Below are 15,818 nucleotides of genomic sequence, written 5' to 3'. Positions count from 1 at the left end.
CCGTTGGGCGCACTCCATTTGGGAATAAGAATCTGAAAAACAATTGATTAGAGATTAAGCCTGCCTTTGAAAATCGGGAATAATTGGTTTTTGGAACCCAAGTTTTGTTTGTTACGGTCAATTGAATGTATAGCCCAATTAGGCAGGCAAAAAATGGAAAATAGAGTTGTTTTATCGGGTAATTCGTTCTCCCGAATAATTGAGATCCTTAACAATTACCGCTCCCTGTCATCGAAAGAAGAAATTGAGTTTTTTGGAGTGGGTTTACGTTTAGGGCCTCAATACGGAAAATAAGAATTGGGTAAACCGTCGAATTGAATAGAGTAGGAGGACAAGAAATTTGAACCTTTCACCGGATAAGAATCTGATCAAATTGAATCGGGTTGTCGAGAATCAAGTTGAAATTTTGGAGATTGAAAATGAGTAGATTGAATTGGTCAACTTGAATTTGAGATCAATCAAGAAAACTGAAAGTTAGCCGAATCAAATTGAAGACTGGAGATTAGAAATTTGGATCAATTTGGGAGATTGACTTTCAAGATCAAGAATTTGAAATCGGTAAATTGAGATCAGTTTTCAAGATCAATTTGAGACTATCAAAATTAGGGAATCGGTTCAATGAGATTGAAAAATCGGTAAAAACGGCCCTTTTGGAGTATCCAGAACCGGTAAACCGGTCGCTTTTTTAGGTTTACGACGAATAAAATGGAAGCGCCCAACAATGGCTACATGTCATGCCGGTAAAAATCTTTGAGAGGAAAATGGAGATGGAAAACCCGCACAGGCAGCAAAAGCCAGGCTGCGCCAAATTCGCCTTTTGCTGCCTGCGCTAGCATTTGTGAAATGGAACGAAAATGGTAAATTTAGAGTCCGGCACAGCACGTAGCCGGGCCGTTGTGGGAAATAAATGAAAATCACAGACTGCATACAGTGAATAGGACAAAGGAAGACGACTGTTAAAGAAAGTAGAAGGGATTCAAGGCTTAAGAAAATTTTGGCCTACGATTAAACCTAATCATAGAAAAAGACGATTGAATAGCATTTTGTTAACATCTGGAAATCAGTTTATTATGATTATTTTTTGAAGAGTTTTACTAATAGACTGGATTCGGAACTTTGAAGTTCTTATTTTTGTTCAACAGAAAAAAGAAAAGCTAAAGCTATGGAGAATTTGATGATTTCGAAGTACGTGAAGCTCTTTGAGTTAATGTCTTTAGAACTAAAAATAGAGCTTTTATCAAGGCTGGCAGATAGTATAAAGAGTGGATACTCTGGAGATAGGGAACCTGATAAGAAAGAGTTATCACGCGAATTATTTGGTGCTTGGGCAGATATGGATGATGACATAACTGAATTAATTTATTCATCACGAACGACTTCTGATAGAGAAATCAACTTAGACTGATAAAATGGCTCAATATTTATTAGATACAGATATCTGTGTAGCCTTTCTAAAAGGAAAGAACAATTTGCTCGAGAAAACAGAAAAAGTAGGATTTGATAATTGTCATGTATCAGAAATTACAATTGGAGAATTAACTTATGGAGCTTATTACAGTGATCGTATAGAAAAACATAAAGAGGAAGTAATAAAGACGAAAAAATTATTTCAAATAGTCCCAATATTTGAATGCTTGGATTTCTTTGGCAAAGAAAAAGCAAAGCTTAGAAGAGAAGGTAATCTTATTCACGATTTTGACCTTTTGATAGGTGCTACAGCAGTTCATTTCGACATGATAATGGTTACAAATAATGAGAAGCACTTAAGTAGAATATCAGGTATTAAAATAGAGAATTGGATTAAAAATGAAGTAAAATAAATACTTCCCACAACAATGGCTACATGCCATGCCGGTAAAAATCTTCGATTGGAAAATGGAGATGAAAAACCCGCGCAGGCAGCAAAAGCCAGGCTGCGCCAATTTGGCCTTTTGCTGCCTGCTCTAGCATTTGTGAAATGGAATGAAAATGGTGAATTTAGAGTCCGGCACGTCACGTAGCCGGGCCGTTATGGGGTACCGCATCAGAATTGGCTTCTATGGAATTGAAAATATGGATTGTCCCGCCTCAAAAATGAAAACTCACAATCAGGAGTTCTTCAGAAATCGAGAATCTGAATTCCAAATCGGGCAATTGAAATTTAAAAAGGCGGGTAAATGTCCTGTCGAGTATTGTATTCTTTACGGTGAATTGGTCAGAAAACGAAAGATTTGGATTCTTAAGATTAACCGGGCCCATCTTGAAAAATGAGATTAGTTTTTTCAAAGGGAGTTTGAGTTTAGGCGGCTTTTGAAATGAAAATCAGGAATTTGAATCTCGTCCAAAAATAGAAATCGGGAATCAGGAATTTGGAAATTTTGAACTGAAAATCGTTGATTGAATCAATTTGAAGACCTAAGATCAGAAACCAAAACTCAAGATTTGGAGAACCTGAAACTGATTTTGATGAATTTGGGAGATCGAATTGAGGGAATCAAGAATCAAAAATCAGGTTGAATCTTCTGGAAATTGAGATCTGAATCCGGAAACAGATTGATTGTCGTCCGATTTTTGGTTGATTTGAGATTAGAATCGATCAAATTGAAGAATCAGAATTCTAAAATTGAACCAATTGAAAACCAAGAGATTAAAATCAGTTGAAAAGATTGAATAGCCGCCTTTTGGTTAGTCCAGAATTTGAAATGGGCCCTTTTTTTGAAACGGGTAAAAGAATAAAGCGGCAACCCATAACAATGGCTACACACAAGCTGGGTAAAAGTCTACGAATGAAAAAAGAGAATGAAAAGCCCGCTGCAGCCAGCAAAAGCCAGGCTCTGCCATTTTCGTCTTTTGCTGCCTGCGCTAGTATTGGTGAAATCGGACGAAAAGAGTAAATTTAGGTAAACATTCAGCCGCTTTAGACAAAGTTAAAATAAAATACGATATTTAATCCCATGGAACCGTCTGCACTGAATAACCTACTATCCAAGCTGCCGCCTGACATTAGCCAGGTGGTCAGGGTTATTATTTCTATGCAGCAAGAAACCATATCCCAGCGCGACGAAACGATCCGGACATTAGAGCAGCGCATCAAAGAACTGGAAGCCCAGCTCAACCAAAACAGCCGGAACAGTTCTCGACCGCCGAGCAGTGATGGCCCTACGAAGTCACGCACAACAACCCAAAAAAGTAAGAAAGGCAGGAAACCCGGTGGACAGCCAGGGCATAAGGGCACTACTTTGAAGATGGTGCCCAGCGCCGAGGCGAAGATTGAGGATCATTACCCAAAGGCTTGCTCTGGTTGCGGCGCAGATTTATCGGGGCAGCCAAGCTTGGGGTTTGACCGCCGTCAGGTCTTCGATATCCCCCCAATTGAGATACAAGTCACAGAGCACCGTGCACACCGCGCCAGCTGTTCCTGCTGTGGGGTGCGCACGCAGGGGCTCTTCCCCGCCGAAGCTACGAATAATGCGGTGTACGGCCCCAACCTGCGGACATTTGCCAGCTACTGCATGTCATACCAATTGCTGCCTTACGGACGCACGGCAGAACTGCTGTCCGATTTTTTAGGGCAGCCAATAAGCGAAGGGACGCTAGACAATATGCTTTCAGAGGCTTGCTGCCAACTGGACAGCTTCAGCGAACAAATAATAAGGCGCTTTCAACAAGAGGAGGTAGCAGGCTTTGACGAAACAGGCGTGCGCGCGCAAGGGCAGGCTTATGCCCATGTGGCCAGCGGCAGCGCCCATACTTACTTCTTTCTTGGAAAGCGGGGCTATGCTACGATGGACGAAATGGGCATCTTGCCAGGTTTTAAAGGCATTGCAGTGCATGACCGCTACGCTAACTACTTCGGCTATGACTGCCAGCATAGCCTGTGCAATGCCCATTTACTGCGCAACTTACAAGCCGTCATTGACGAGCATAATGATTACTGGGCCCGGCAACTGCAGGAACTGCTCAAAAACATCAATAAAGCAGTAAAACGGGCAAAAGCGAAGGGCAAAGATGCGTTTTCTTCCAGCCACTGCGCACAGTACCGCCAACGATACATGACCTGGGTACAACAGGGGCTAAAACTGCACCCTGCTGTAAATGGGGATGGCACAAAAGGGCCGCCTAAGCAAACCAAAACCCACAACCTCCTTATGGCCTTAAAAGAATATGCCAGCGAGGTGCTCCGTTTTCTGTACGACTTCCGGGTCCCTTTTGACAACAACAGGGCGGAGCGGGACATAAGGATGCTAAAAGTGAAAATGAAAATATCCGGTTTCTTTCACAGCATAGAGACTGGCAACCGCTTCTTGCGTATCAGGGCTTTCTTATCGACAGCCACTAAACAGGGATACTCCGCTTTTGAGGCTATGAAAAAACTCTTCACTGCCCAAACTGAGCCATTCGTATCGAATTTGCTCTGGGGCGATTGATATACCGGCTGAATGGTTACCCTGCCTGATTCGTTCTCTTTGAGCGCCTTGATTATTTGGCTCTCTGTAAACTTTGATTTCTTCATAACAGCTTAAAGTTAGTGAATTTTTAAACTGTCTTATTTTTACGCAAGTCTACACGGTCTACAACCCCCAAATTTTATATTGACATGGCTTCTGGAAGTAATTTTCAGGGTAGACCCTAAAGAGCGCTGTCAGAAATGCATCTGACAGCGCTCTTTTCAATAAAATCCTACTTCTCTCTACAAATGCAGCCGCTCTTTGCGCTCAAGCAGTTTCTCTTCAGACTCTCTGCGGTCGGGGTCATCTACACAACAATCAACCGGGCAGACGGCAGCACACTGTGGTTCCTCGTGAAAACCTACGCACTCCGTACACTTATCTGGCACAATATAGTACAAGTCGTCAGAGATTGGATCATGTTGAGCATTTGCATCAACCTCTGAGCCATCTTCCAGCTTATAAGAACCATTTACTCCTGTACCGTCAGCAATAGCCCATTCCACACCGCCTTCATAAATGGCGTTATTAGGGCATTCCGGCTCGCAAGCGCCGCAGTTAATACATTCATCTGTGATTATAATAGCCATATCTGGATTGCTTTTGTTCTTCTGTTCTTAATTCCAACACGGGCAGTTCCGGTTGGTTGTCCAATGGGGCAAAAATAAGCCAAGGGGTTAGATTTTGCAAAGCCTTCTCTAGTAGTCTTATCTTTGGATAGCTTCCCTTTATGGCAACCCAAATGGAACAACTATATTTGTGGATTAACGAAAATGATCCACATTGGCAAAGGCAAAGAAAACAAAGGGCGATGGTAAGGTCACGCCTCTGATGCAGCAGTATTTTAAAGTCAAGTCTAAACACCCGGATGCAATCCTGCTTTTCCGGGTGGGGGACTTCTATGAGACCTTTGGGGAGGATGCTATCACCGCCTCTCAGGTGCTGGGTATCGTGCAGACCAAACGGAATAACGGCGGCAGTGACATCGAGCTGGCGGGGTTTCCCTATCACTCCATGGACCTTTATTTGCCACGCCTCGTCCGGGCAGGCTACCGGGTGGCAATTTGTGAACAACTGGAAAAGCCCAGCCCACAGAAAAAAATTGTCCGCCGTGGAGTAACTGAAATCGTCACGCCTGGCGTTGCCGTGGATGACAAACTGCTGGACCATAAGTCTAATAACTTCCTGGCTTCCCTGTACTTTGGTAAGAAAGACCACGTCGGGGTCTCCTTCCTGGATGTTTCCACCGGGGAGTTCATGGTCTGTGAGGGCAGCCTGACCTATGCCGATAAGCTCATCCAAAGCTTCAAGCCATCGGAAGTCCTCTTCCCTAAAGATCGCCAAAAAGACTTCCTGAAGCAGTTTGGGGATAAGCTCTACACTTTTATGCTTGATGAGTGGGTCTACACTTTCGATTATGCCCGGGAAAAGCTGCTTGAACATTTCGAAGTCCAAAACCTCAAAGGCTTTGGGGTGGAAGAGATGGAGCTCGGGCAGGTCGCTGCCGGTGCAACCCTTCACTACCTGGCTACGACTGAGAATAAAAATCTGCAGCACATCAATGCCATCAGCCGCCTGCAGCCCGATCGATACGTGTGGCTCGACCGCTTCACCATCCGCAATCTGGAGCTGGTCTACAGTAACCACGAAACCGGAGTGGCGCTAATCGATGTCCTCGATCAGACCGTTTCGCCAATGGGGGCCCGCTTGCTGAAAAAATGGGTGGTCCTGCCCCTGACCATCCCTTCTGCGATTGATAACCGTCTGAATATCGTTGACCACTTCTATAAGGATACTGAACTGGAAGGCGCCCTCACTCAGTATATCCAGCAAATTGGTGACCTGGAACGCCTGATTTCTAAAGTCCCGCTCGGAAAGATCAATCCACGGGAAATCAAGCAAGTGCAAAGGGCCCTCGAGCTTATCAGGCCCATCAAAGAGACTCTGCAAAACAGTAACCTGGAGCAACTGGCAAAAATAGGGGAGGGGCTAAACCCTTGTGCTCTGCTGAGGGATGAGATCGAAAAACGGCTGATTGATGACCCCCCCGTCAATTTATCCAAGGGGGGAGTCATGGCGGATGGCTTCAATGAAGAGTTGGATGAGTTGCGCAATATTGTCAACAACAGCAAGGACCTGCTACTGGGCATTCAGCAAAGAGAAGTTGAAAATACAAGCATATCGAGTCTTAAAATTGGGTTCAACAATGTGTTCGGCTACTACCTGGAGGTGACCAATAAACATAAAAACAAAGTACCGAAGGAGTGGATGCGTAAACAAACCCTGACCAATTCCGAGCGCTATATTACCGATGAGCTCAAACAACTGGAGTCTAAAATCCTCGGCGCAGAAGAAAAAATCCTCGCGTTGGAGGAAAAGCTGTTCTCAGAGCTGGTCTTCACCCTCGCAGACTATATTCAGCCTATTCAGCACAATGCAGCCCTGATCGCCCGCATCGACTGCCTGCTCGGGTTTGCTAAAGTAGCACGCAAACAAAATTACTGCCGCCCGGAAATTAATGATGGTACGGTTATCGACATCAAACAGGGGCGGCACCCGGTTATCGAGCAACAGTTGTCTATCGATGAGCCCTACGTGCCCAATGATGTCTACCTGGATACGGAAACCCAGCAAGTTATGATGATTACCGGGCCGAATATGGCGGGTAAGTCAGCTTTGCTCCGGCAAACGGCCCTGATCGGCCTTATGGCACAAATGGGTAGCTTTGTTCCTGCTGAAAAAGCTTCTATTGGCCTCATTGATAAAGTCTTTACCCGCGTTGGGGCTTCAGATAACATCTCCTCCGGAGAGTCGACCTTTATGGTGGAAATGAATGAAACGGCTTCCATCATGAATAACATCTCAGACCGCAGCCTCATTCTGCTGGACGAGATTGGGCGGGGCACTAGTACCTATGATGGGATTTCCATTGCCTGGTCCATTGCTGAATTTCTTCACAACAATGGCACCGCCCGGCCCAAAACGCTCTTCGCTACCCACTACCACGAGCTGAATGAGCTGGCCAATAAATTTGAGCGGATTAAAAACTTCAATATCGCTACCCGGGAAGTCGGCCAGAAGGTCATTTTCCTGCGCAAGCTCGTACCAGGGGGCAGTCAGCATAGCTTTGGTATACATGTGGCCAAAATGGCAGGTATGCCACGTACTATCGTGGAACGGGCTGCTCATATCCTCACTCAGCTGGAGCAAAAATCCATTAATAATGAAGATAACAGCAACGGTGCAATAACGGCAGCCAAACCAGACACGGGAAGGATTTCAACGGAGACCCTGCAACTCAGTATTTTCGAAACGGTGGACCCAACAGCGGGTAAAATCAAAGAGGCGCTTACCGACCTGAATATTAATAATATGACACCGATCGAATGCATGATGAAGCTAAATGAGCTAAAGGGCCTGTTAGAAGAATAAAAAAGCCCCGGCGTTGTTACCAGGGCTCCTGTCAAACGTTTTTGGGATTCATTTGGCTATATAAAGCTGTGTTTATTTGCTTGATGTTTGCCTTTTAGACGAGTGCTCTTCGAAAAGTCACAACTTTGAATGAAGTTCTTTACCTTCGGTATTAAAAGGACCTGCGATGCCAAAGATTGCACTACTTGGTTATGGAAAGATGGGAAAAGCCATCGAGCAACTGGCGATCAGTGCTGGTGATGAAATTGTCATGCGGCTTAGTGCTGATAATGAAGCGGTATTGACCACAACTAATCTGAAACAAGCGGATGTCGCTATTGATTTTAGCCACCCAGATACCGGTTTCAGGCATATCGAGGCCTGTTTGAAGGCCAACGTACCGGTCGTTAGCGGCACTACAGGCTGGCTGCACCGTTTTGAAGAAGCTAAGGCGCTTTGCCTGGAAAAAGAGGGCGCTTTTTTCTACGCCTCCAACTTCAGCATAGGAGTCAACCTCTTCTTCGCTCTCAACCAAAAGCTGGCAGAGCTGATGAATGACTGGCCAGCTTATCAGCCCTCCATGACAGAAATCCACCATATCCAAAAGCTGGATGCCCCAAGCGGCACAGCCATTACCCTTGCGGAGGATATGATCGAAAGTCTGGAGCGCGTAAAAGGCTGGCAGGAGGGTACAAATGCGGAAGCCGGGCACATCCCTATCGAAGCCATACGGGAAGGGGACGTGAAAGGTACGCATGAAATTCGCTATACCTCGGCTGTGGATACCCTCACTATCCGTCACGAAGCACACAGCCGGGAGGGGTTTGCCAGAGGCGCTCTGCAGGCAGCCCATTGGCTGATCGGGAAGAAAGGGGTGTTTGGAATGCGGGACATGCTGGGGCTGTAAAAATATAGACAAAGAGACAGGCTTATGAAAAAATTAATCGCCAGAGTTGCTATCGCTTTCACCCTGCTTCTAGTGCTCTACGTAGGCGGTGTGCTACTCTATGGTACATTAAATGATTGGGTGCCGGAAGCAAAAACACCACTGGAAAATTCGGGAGCAGCCTCCATTCCGGTTATTGAAGATAGCTTACTGACCTTCGTAACCTGGAACCTGGGCTTTGGTGGGCTGGGCGAGGAGTCGGAGTTCTTTTTCGACCATGGGAACATGTACTTGTCCAAAGGACGGATGGTGCGTGCCCCTAAGGAAGCCGTACAAAAAAACAACGAAGGCGTTGAGCAATTTGTAGGTTCCACCGCCTCAGACTTTTTCCTCTTCCAGGAAGTCGATTACCACTCCAAGCGCAGCTATTTTGCGAATCAGCATGAACTGGTCAGGGGGCAGAAAACGGATTACAGTGCTTTTTTCGCGACCAATTACCGCTCGCCACTCGTACCGATTCCCGTTTTTGAGCCCTGGCATCTTTACGGAGAAGTAGAGAGCGGCCTGGGTACCTACAGCAAGTACCAGCCTTACGAGTCGGTCCGCCTGCAACTTCCGGGCGCCTTCCCCTGGCCGGTCCGCTTGTTTCAATTGGACCGCTGCGTGGCTTTGCACCGCTTCCGCGTAAAAGGCGACAAAGAGCTTGTGGTCATGAATGTACACAACTCAGCCTACGATGCTGATGGGTCGCTGAAACAACAACAGATGGCTTTTTTGAAGGAGTTATTCCTTAAAGAATATCAGGCGGGGCATTATGTAGTAGTTGGTGGCGACTGGAATCAGGTGCCGCCTTTTTTCCGCTTTGATGGCTATATGCCAGGCCGCACACAGGGGTACACTCAAATCAATATCGGCCCGGAATACCTGCCTGCGGACTGGCAGTGGGCGTATGACCCCAGGGTGCCCACCAACCGGAAGACCAAAACACCCTACCGCCCGGGCGAGACTTTCATTACCCTGATCGACTTCTTCCTGGTCAGCCCTAATGTTCAAATCAGGCAGGTGAAAGGTATCGATCAGAAATTCCGCTATTCTGATCATCAGCCCGTCTACCTGGAGGTTGAGTTGAAATAATTTTCGAAAACAAAAATCATAGTAGCATGTACAAATTCTTCATGATGCTTGCTTTGGCAGCATTTTTCACCGCTTGTGAGCAGCCCGCTAAAAGCCCGCAACAGTCTGCTCCACCAACCGGCAATGACGCCAATAAGGCTGTGACAGAGGGATACGAGGTCACTTACATTGAGAACTCGCCGGCACAGCGTCTGGTGAAGCGCAACGCAGAAGGTGCTATTATCGAAGAAGGAATGCTTTACGATGGCAAAAAGATTGGCGCCTGGATTGAATACGGACTGGAGGGTAAATTCCCGGCCAAGCTCACCACCTATGCAGATGGGAATTACAATGGAACTTATCTGGAGTTCAATACCCGGGGGCATATCACCCTGAGGGCTACCTATAAGAACAACAAGCTGGATGGCCCCTGGGCTGCCTATAGTTTTGGCAGGGTTGAAAAGCAAGCCAATTATAAAAATGGAGAACTCGACGGGACCTACCTCGAATACAATAGAAAAACCGGTGACCTGCAAAAAGAAGTCAATTATAAGGATGGCAAACAGCACGGCGCCTATCGCTTTTATGACGAAGAAGGCAATGTCATGTTGGAGTACGAATACCGGGATGGAGAGAAGGTCGAAGGAGGCGTAGTGGAGTAACCAGAAATATAAAAGCCGAAGCCCCCGGGGCTTCGGCTAATGAAATGATGATAATTCTCCAATGCCTTAAAAAAGACGTAGAGACCTCAATTGTAGTGATTTACCTGAGAATCTCCAATTTTTTCTGCTGTCCTTTTTAGGATATTTCTAATATTTTCTTCCTCAAGGTCATGCATAATAGTGGTCCTTTCCTTGGAATAACCATTGTGGCCGTTGAGCAGTGCTTCCATCGGCTCCTTCCTGGTATTATTCACCCAGAAAGCAAAGCCGATCATTTCTCTGATACCGCTCATAATTTTAACTTTAAATGATGAAGCTTGCACCTGAGCAAGCCATTTGCAATCTTGCTACACTCAAGGTGCTGTTTATTAAGCGGTAAGGCAAGTTTAAGCGGAAGGGAAGGGTCCGTATTCGCGAATATGGAACAAAGCACTCATTTTCAGAGCTATTGCTTAAGGTATTTGCGGGGCGTCATCCCGGTCACCTCCTTGAATACTTTATAAAACGTAGACTTGTTTTTGAAGCCACATTGCCGGGCGATCCCAAATAGCGTGAGGTTGTAAAATTTTGGGTCCTTAATTTTCTCTTTGACCTCTATTACCCGGTAGAAGTTGATAAACTGCTGAAAGTTGCATTTTGCATTGTGATTGACCACTTGAGAAAGGTATTTGGTATTTGTGCTCAGTCGGTCGGCAACACTGCGAAGGGAGAGGTTAGGGTCCAAAAACAAAGATTCTTCCTCTATTGTCTGTTTCATGCGCAGATAAAGCCGGAGTTCTTCCATGCCTTTAAGGCTGCTTGAGCTGTATTTCTCTTCCAGATTAAGCAGAGGAATCGGTAATTCTGTTTCTACCGCATTGCCGTCCACTTCAAATGCTATGAAGTTGGTCAGGTTTTGAGACTCATCGTACACCGGGTGGATGACCAGGCGGCACAGGTATTCCTCTCCGTTCTTGCGGTAGTTTGTAATTTCTCCCCGGAATGGCAGCTCATTGGCCAGCCCCTGCCTGATTTGATTGATAGCTTCAGGTTCTGTATTTGGCCCCTGCAATATCCCCCCGGGGCTTTTCCCAACCACCTCGGGCAAAGAATAGCCCGTGATGTGGGTAAAGTCATCATTGACCCAGAGAATGCGCTTTTGGGCATTGGTTAATATGACGGCGATGTTTGGAATCATGTTGTTTTTTGTCTGTTTTGTTTAACCTTTGATGGTATTTACCTCTAAAAGGTTAAACATTTGATAGCCAGTGGCTTATGAAGACAATATAGGCTATTGGCAGGCCTTTTCCAAGTTTTTTAGAAGCTTAGAAGACTCAGGTTTGTTTCAAATAGTGGACAAGGATACAAGATGACATTACCGTGACTAAAAAGGGGGCGTTTAAAAGACTTTCCAAAAAAGTTATTGGATTCGGGAAAATGGCGATAAATTAAGACCCTACTAACAGTAAAAATACGATGAAGATGCAGGCGAGTGCCCAGGAAATGATTCAGTATGCCTGGAGTGAAAGCAGCACACACCTTAATACACATCCTGATTTTGAGGTTGCTCTTGATTTTGTCAGCCTACCGGATAAACAGGGCGAGTCTTTACTCCAGCAATTGATACAGGGCGATTTTCGAAGTATCATTGCCACAGGTGTGGACCAGGAGCCTGGATTAAGGCAGGTGTACTTTGAAAGCCGGGCCTGGGAGCGGTCCCGGGGCGGGGCAGCCGTTGGCATCGGCTATCCTTTCTTTCAGGATGAAGAAGCCGAATCCGGCAGAGTGGTTTTTGCTCCGCTGCTGATCTGGGAAGTACACCTGGAGCCGGGAAATCAGTACAATAGCCCCTGGCGCCTGTCCAGGACACCGACTCACCGCCTGCGGCCTAATGTCTATCTTATTTCGTACTGGAAAAATAAAACAGGGAAAGACCTCGCTCCTGTTTTTGACCGGTTTCTCAACCAGCAGTCCTTTGGATTAAAACATCTGCAGCAATTTTGTCAAAATGTAGCTACCGAGCTGGAATTGCCGTCACCTGCCCTGAAGGGTTTGCCCATAATGACTGACAGCCACGCCTTTGTTCGTACTGAAAGAGGCAATGGTGCTTTTGTGGAAGCTGCTATTCTGAGCTGTTTCCCGCATCAACCGCCCTGTACCATTGGCCTCCCACAGGCAACGCCTGCTCATAGAGAGGGTATGTCAGATACTTTTGGGCCCTATACCCTGGACCCCTTTCAGGCCACTGTAGCAGAACAATTACAGCAAAAGGGCTGTAGCTGGGCAGACGGCCACAGTGGGACAGGCAAATCGGCTCTGGGGGTCCACCTCCTGGTCAATCAGTTAGCTCATGGAAAACCCTGCCTTGTTGTTTCGCCCCGGACCGGTACTCTTAAGGAGTATGAAATGGCCATCGATCAACAGGGGCTTTCAAGGCTGGCTTTCCTTCTCCGTGATACTGCGGCTGATAAGATGCTAATGCTCGATATTCTGCGTGCCTCTGCTTCAAACCGGGGCGCGCAACAGCCCGGGGATCACCGAAGGCTAAAGCAAATTATGAACAAGGGACAGCGCCTCCACGCCAAGCTCACGGAGAGCTATCGGGCTTACCGGGCTGTTACCGTTGCCGGGCAACCCTGGGCACAGACAGTGGGGCAGTACCTGGAGAGCGCTCAAACGGAAGGTAAAGAACTTTTGGGTACGCAGCTCAATGCGCAGGACTATACGTTCAACTCAGAGGCCTACGATGCACTCTCCGAAGTAGTGGAGCGCTGCTATCAGCTGTTCAAAAAGACCCACACCATCCGCAGCCCGTTGGGAAAGCTTAGCCCGGGCCTGTTTTTGAGAATGGAGGAAGAAGATGCCAGGATGTTTGCAGAGACACAGGTCCGGCAACTCCTGGATAAAGCCACCCGGCTGCAATTGTGGTTCATCAACCGCATTGACGCCTACGCCGATCAGCTTTCAGCTCACTACGAACAATATTACCAAAAGTTTGCCCGACAGCTTATTGAGCTCAAAGATACGATGGCGGAGCAGGAGTCCGAGCATGGCAAAGAGTTTTGGAGTGCCGGAGCAGGTTCCCTTCGCCTCAGACAAGTCTTCTCAGACCGGGCGAAGGCGCTGCGTGCTGCCCGAAAAGAGATTCTGGAAGGATACCGCAAATTGAAGGTAGACTTTCAGCGGCAGCCCTATTTTGATGCTGAATTCCCCAGTTGGGATGAGGCAGAAATGCCCGGGCTGAACCAGTGGCTGAAAGCTTTTGAATCTAGATTGCAGCAATGGCGGATGAACCTGCGGGAGCAGGTTCAGGATGAAGTAACCCGCCTCAGCCGTAAGTCCGTGAATCCCCGTTTGGGCTTTGACAATCAGGTGGAGGAGTTAGAAAAAAGTCTCGACCGCCTACTCGATGATATTAATGAAACCGGGCTTTATCACTTGCCCCTAAGCCACAATACCCTCACGTTACCCAAACGGCAGCGGTTTTTGGATGAGGTGGTGGAGCAGCTTGAAGAAACCAAGCGCGCACTGCCTGAATTTGGCAACTTCTATGCCTGGCAGCGCAATTGGCTGCAATTGGATGAGCACGCCCGACGGATGGTCAAAGGCCTCCTCAGGGTGAAACCTGATAACTGGATGGCGGCCTTCCGGACCTGGTTCCTTGATAATGTGCTTAGCCAATCTTACGAAGCAGTATTGCCGCCAGATTTGGATGCGCTGGAAGAATATGCAAAGGTAACGGAAAGCCTAAAGGAAAACCTGCCCGCGCATATCCTGCAGCTTTGGCAGTCCAGAAAGGAGCAGGCCGTACAGGATTTGCGCCGCCGCCGTAAAATCGCCTACAAATGGCTGATGCAGGGCGGAACAGTTGAAGAGCAGATACAGTTTGCCCGTCATCTGCGCACCCTGGGAGACGTTCCCGTTGCCACCAGCCCGGCTTTGCTGACGGTGCCCCATTTAGCCGATGAGCTATTCTCAGAAAGCAAACAGCGCTTTGGTCTGGTAATCATCGAAGAAGCACATCTGGTGCCGGCAGCTATGCTGGAACGCTTATCCGCAATGGGGCACCGTACCCTTATGTTAAGCCCCAGAGGATGGGATGATCAGTCGCTGCAGCCGCAGGAGCTTCAGGGAGAAGTGCCGGCTTTTCAACTGCGGCACATGCACGGAACCAGCACTTTGCACTTTCGAAACGCAGCACAACCTGCTCCCGTATTGCCCACCAAAGAACAGGTGGCTTTCGAACAGGTGGATGGTATTTACGATGAAGCGCTTGAGCAGAACGACGCGGAAGCGCGCTCCGTATTAGCCATGCTTGCCAAAATTGAAAGGACCCCACAGCGTACCTACCCATCGGTTGGCATCGTTTGTCTCACGACAGGGCAGCGGTTGTTGCTGGCCGACTACCTGCTGGGCATCAAGCAAAGGCGGAGCACCGGTGTGGAAACCATTCAGCAGCTCGATCGTAATGGCCTTACACTGATGGATTTGTCTGAAGTAGAAGGGCAGAAATTTGATATTTTGATTGTCTCTGCCACTTTCGGTCCGGTAGGGCCTAACGGGCCTGTCACAGGGCATGTACACCGGCTGGATCAGCCCGGTGTACAGCAACAATTAGAAGCACTGATGAGCGCAGCCCGGCAAAAAGCATGGGTAGTCAACTCCCTGCCTGTTGATTGGCTGGAGGAAGGAGAAAAACTGTTCGAAGCCGGGCAGCGCCTGCCGGTTTATTTCGCATTTTTGAAAGCCTGCGCAAATAATGATGTATCTAAAATCGAACAGTTGTCCGCTCGTTTTGCAGGCCAATTGCAACAACCACCTGCTTTTCCGCCTCCCTACAATTTACTGCGGCAGGTACAGCATTATCTGAAGCCTTATTTGAGCCCGGGGCGCCTGCACCTGGCCGAACGTACACCTGATGGCCAGATAGCCTTAACCATTGATCCGGCACCCGGCTTTTCCAGGAGATTTGGCCTTTTGGTGGATGGCTTTAAGGCCCACACTCCGTACACTAGTTTTGCGTGGGAGGCTCAACAGCGGCAATGCTGGCAGGGACAAGGTTACGAACTCCACCAAATCTGGTCGCCGGAGTGGTGGCGCAACCCCGAGTTGCAGGCCCGGAAGCTGGCCAGTATTCTGATTCAGGAGGAACCCCCACTGCCGTTTTTAACAGCAGAAGAGGAAGAGTAGAGCTTAGCAGTATAAAATGCAACTTTAATCCTTTCTTAACGGCCGCCGGGTTTTATTTTGCGTTTTCTCTATTAGGTGAGCAACTCATTGCGGAGCTGCTTCGTATATTGGAATATAATCAGGTAGCGAGGATGATGAGGAATAAGTTAA

At 47.4% G+C, this 15,818-nt stretch carries 12 protein-coding genes; 9 read left to right on the top strand and 3 right to left on the bottom strand.

The annotated features are described in order from the left end of the window. The first annotated feature begins 1,162 nt into the window (after nucleotides 1-1,162). The 4 genes from IX84_RS29780 to tnpC all read left to right on the top strand — a co-directional run bounded on the left by IX84_RS29780 (nucleotide 1,163) and on the right by tnpC (nucleotide 4,406). Complete coding sequence (locus IX84_RS29780; protein ID WP_044230115.1) at nucleotides 1,163-1,405, top strand: hypothetical protein; 243 nt, start codon at nucleotides 1,163-1,165, stop codon at nucleotides 1,403-1,405. A gap of 4 nt (nucleotides 1,406-1,409) precedes the next feature. After that, nucleotides 1,410-1,820, top strand: coding sequence for a type II toxin-antitoxin system VapC family toxin (locus IX84_RS29775; RefSeq protein WP_044230113.1), 411 nt, complete (start codon nucleotides 1,410-1,412; stop codon nucleotides 1,818-1,820). A gap of 816 nt (nucleotides 1,821-2,636) precedes the next feature. Beyond that, complete coding sequence (locus IX84_RS33145; protein ID WP_152605302.1) at nucleotides 2,637-2,873, top strand: hypothetical protein; 237 nt, start codon at nucleotides 2,637-2,639, stop codon at nucleotides 2,871-2,873. Nucleotides 2,874-2,933: 60 nt separating this feature from the next. Next, nucleotides 2,934-4,406, top strand: coding sequence for an IS66 family transposase (gene tnpC, locus IX84_RS29765; RefSeq protein ID WP_052516523.1), 1,473 nt, complete (start codon nucleotides 2,934-2,936; stop codon nucleotides 4,404-4,406). 263 nt (nucleotides 4,407-4,669) lie between these two features. Here tnpC and IX84_RS29760 read toward each other — a convergent pair whose 3' ends face one another. After that, nucleotides 4,670-5,017, bottom strand: a complete 348-nt coding sequence (locus tag IX84_RS29760; protein WP_044230109.1) for a 4Fe-4S dicluster domain-containing protein — start codon at nucleotides 5,015-5,017, stop codon at nucleotides 4,670-4,672. 241 nt (nucleotides 5,018-5,258) lie between these two features. On the opposite strand from IX84_RS29760, the gene mutS reads away from it, so the two are divergent. From mutS to IX84_RS29740, 4 genes are all read left to right on the top strand, one after another. After that, on the top strand, nucleotides 5,259-7,859 hold the full coding sequence (gene mutS / locus IX84_RS29755) for a DNA mismatch repair protein MutS (protein ID WP_044230128.1): 2,601 nt from the start codon (nucleotides 5,259-5,261) through the stop codon (nucleotides 7,857-7,859). 166 nt (nucleotides 7,860-8,025) lie between these two features. After that, nucleotides 8,026-8,745, top strand: coding sequence for a 4-hydroxy-tetrahydrodipicolinate reductase (gene dapB, locus IX84_RS29750; RefSeq protein WP_044230107.1), 720 nt, complete (start codon nucleotides 8,026-8,028; stop codon nucleotides 8,743-8,745). Nucleotides 8,746-8,769: 24 nt separating this feature from the next. Next, nucleotides 8,770-9,858: an endonuclease/exonuclease/phosphatase family protein gene (locus tag IX84_RS29745; protein WP_044230105.1), complete on the top strand. Its 1,089-nt coding sequence runs from the start codon at nucleotides 8,770-8,772 to the stop codon at nucleotides 9,856-9,858. Nucleotides 9,859-9,884: 26 nt separating this feature from the next. Continuing rightward, complete coding sequence (locus IX84_RS29740) at nucleotides 9,885-10,499, top strand: toxin-antitoxin system YwqK family antitoxin (protein WP_044230102.1); 615 nt, start codon at nucleotides 9,885-9,887, stop codon at nucleotides 10,497-10,499. Nucleotides 10,500-10,585: 86 nt separating this feature from the next. Here IX84_RS29740 and IX84_RS29735 read toward each other — a convergent pair whose 3' ends face one another. Then, on the bottom strand, nucleotides 10,586-10,792 hold the full coding sequence (locus IX84_RS29735; protein WP_044230100.1) for a hypothetical protein: 207 nt from the start codon (nucleotides 10,790-10,792) through the stop codon (nucleotides 10,586-10,588). A 152-nt stretch (nucleotides 10,793-10,944) separates the two neighbouring features. Beyond that, a complete protein-coding gene (locus IX84_RS29730; protein WP_044230099.1) occupies nucleotides 10,945-11,676 on the bottom strand; it encodes a helix-turn-helix domain-containing protein in 732 nt (243 codons plus the stop codon). Nucleotides 11,677-11,960: 284 nt separating this feature from the next. Between IX84_RS29730 and IX84_RS33660 the strand changes: the two genes are divergently transcribed. Further along, a complete protein-coding gene (locus tag IX84_RS33660; protein ID WP_044230096.1) occupies nucleotides 11,961-15,668 on the top strand; it encodes a hypothetical protein in 3,708 nt (1,235 codons plus the stop codon). Nucleotides 15,669-15,818: the final 150 nt, after the last annotated feature.

The sequence above is a fragment of the Phaeodactylibacter xiamenensis genome (genome assembly GCF_000759025.1).
GTDB lineage: Bacteria > Bacteroidota > Bacteroidia > Chitinophagales > Saprospiraceae > Phaeodactylibacter > Phaeodactylibacter xiamenensis.
The sequence above is the reverse complement of the archived record's forward strand: the minus strand, read 5'-3'. Positions and strand labels throughout refer to the sequence as shown.

Coding starts and splice junctions, on each gene's coding strand:
- tnpC (WP_052516523.1), top strand. CDS start 2,934: ATGGAACCGTCTGCACTGAATAACCTACTATCCAAGCTGCCGCCTGAC.
- IX84_RS29745 (WP_044230105.1), top strand. CDS start 8,770: ATGAAAAAATTAATCGCCAGAGTTGCTATCGCTTTCACCCTGCTTCTA.
- IX84_RS29760 (WP_044230109.1), bottom strand. CDS start 5,017: ATGGCTATTATAATCACAGATGAATGTATTAACTGCGGCGCTTGCGAG.
- IX84_RS33660 (WP_044230096.1), top strand. CDS start 11,961: ATGCAGGCGAGTGCCCAGGAAATGATTCAGTATGCCTGGAGTGAAAGC.
- IX84_RS29740 (WP_044230102.1), top strand. CDS start 9,885: ATGTACAAATTCTTCATGATGCTTGCTTTGGCAGCATTTTTCACCGCT.
- IX84_RS29780 (WP_044230115.1), top strand. CDS start 1,163: ATGGAGAATTTGATGATTTCGAAGTACGTGAAGCTCTTTGAGTTAATG.
- IX84_RS29775 (WP_044230113.1), top strand. CDS start 1,410: ATGGCTCAATATTTATTAGATACAGATATCTGTGTAGCCTTTCTAAAA.
- dapB (WP_044230107.1), top strand. CDS start 8,026: ATGCCAAAGATTGCACTACTTGGTTATGGAAAGATGGGAAAAGCCATC.
- mutS (WP_044230128.1), top strand. CDS start 5,259: ATGCAGCAGTATTTTAAAGTCAAGTCTAAACACCCGGATGCAATCCTG.
- IX84_RS29735 (WP_044230100.1), bottom strand. CDS start 10,792: ATGAGCGGTATCAGAGAAATGATCGGCTTTGCTTTCTGGGTGAATAAT.
- IX84_RS29730 (WP_044230099.1), bottom strand. CDS start 11,676: ATGATTCCAAACATCGCCGTCATATTAACCAATGCCCAAAAGCGCATT.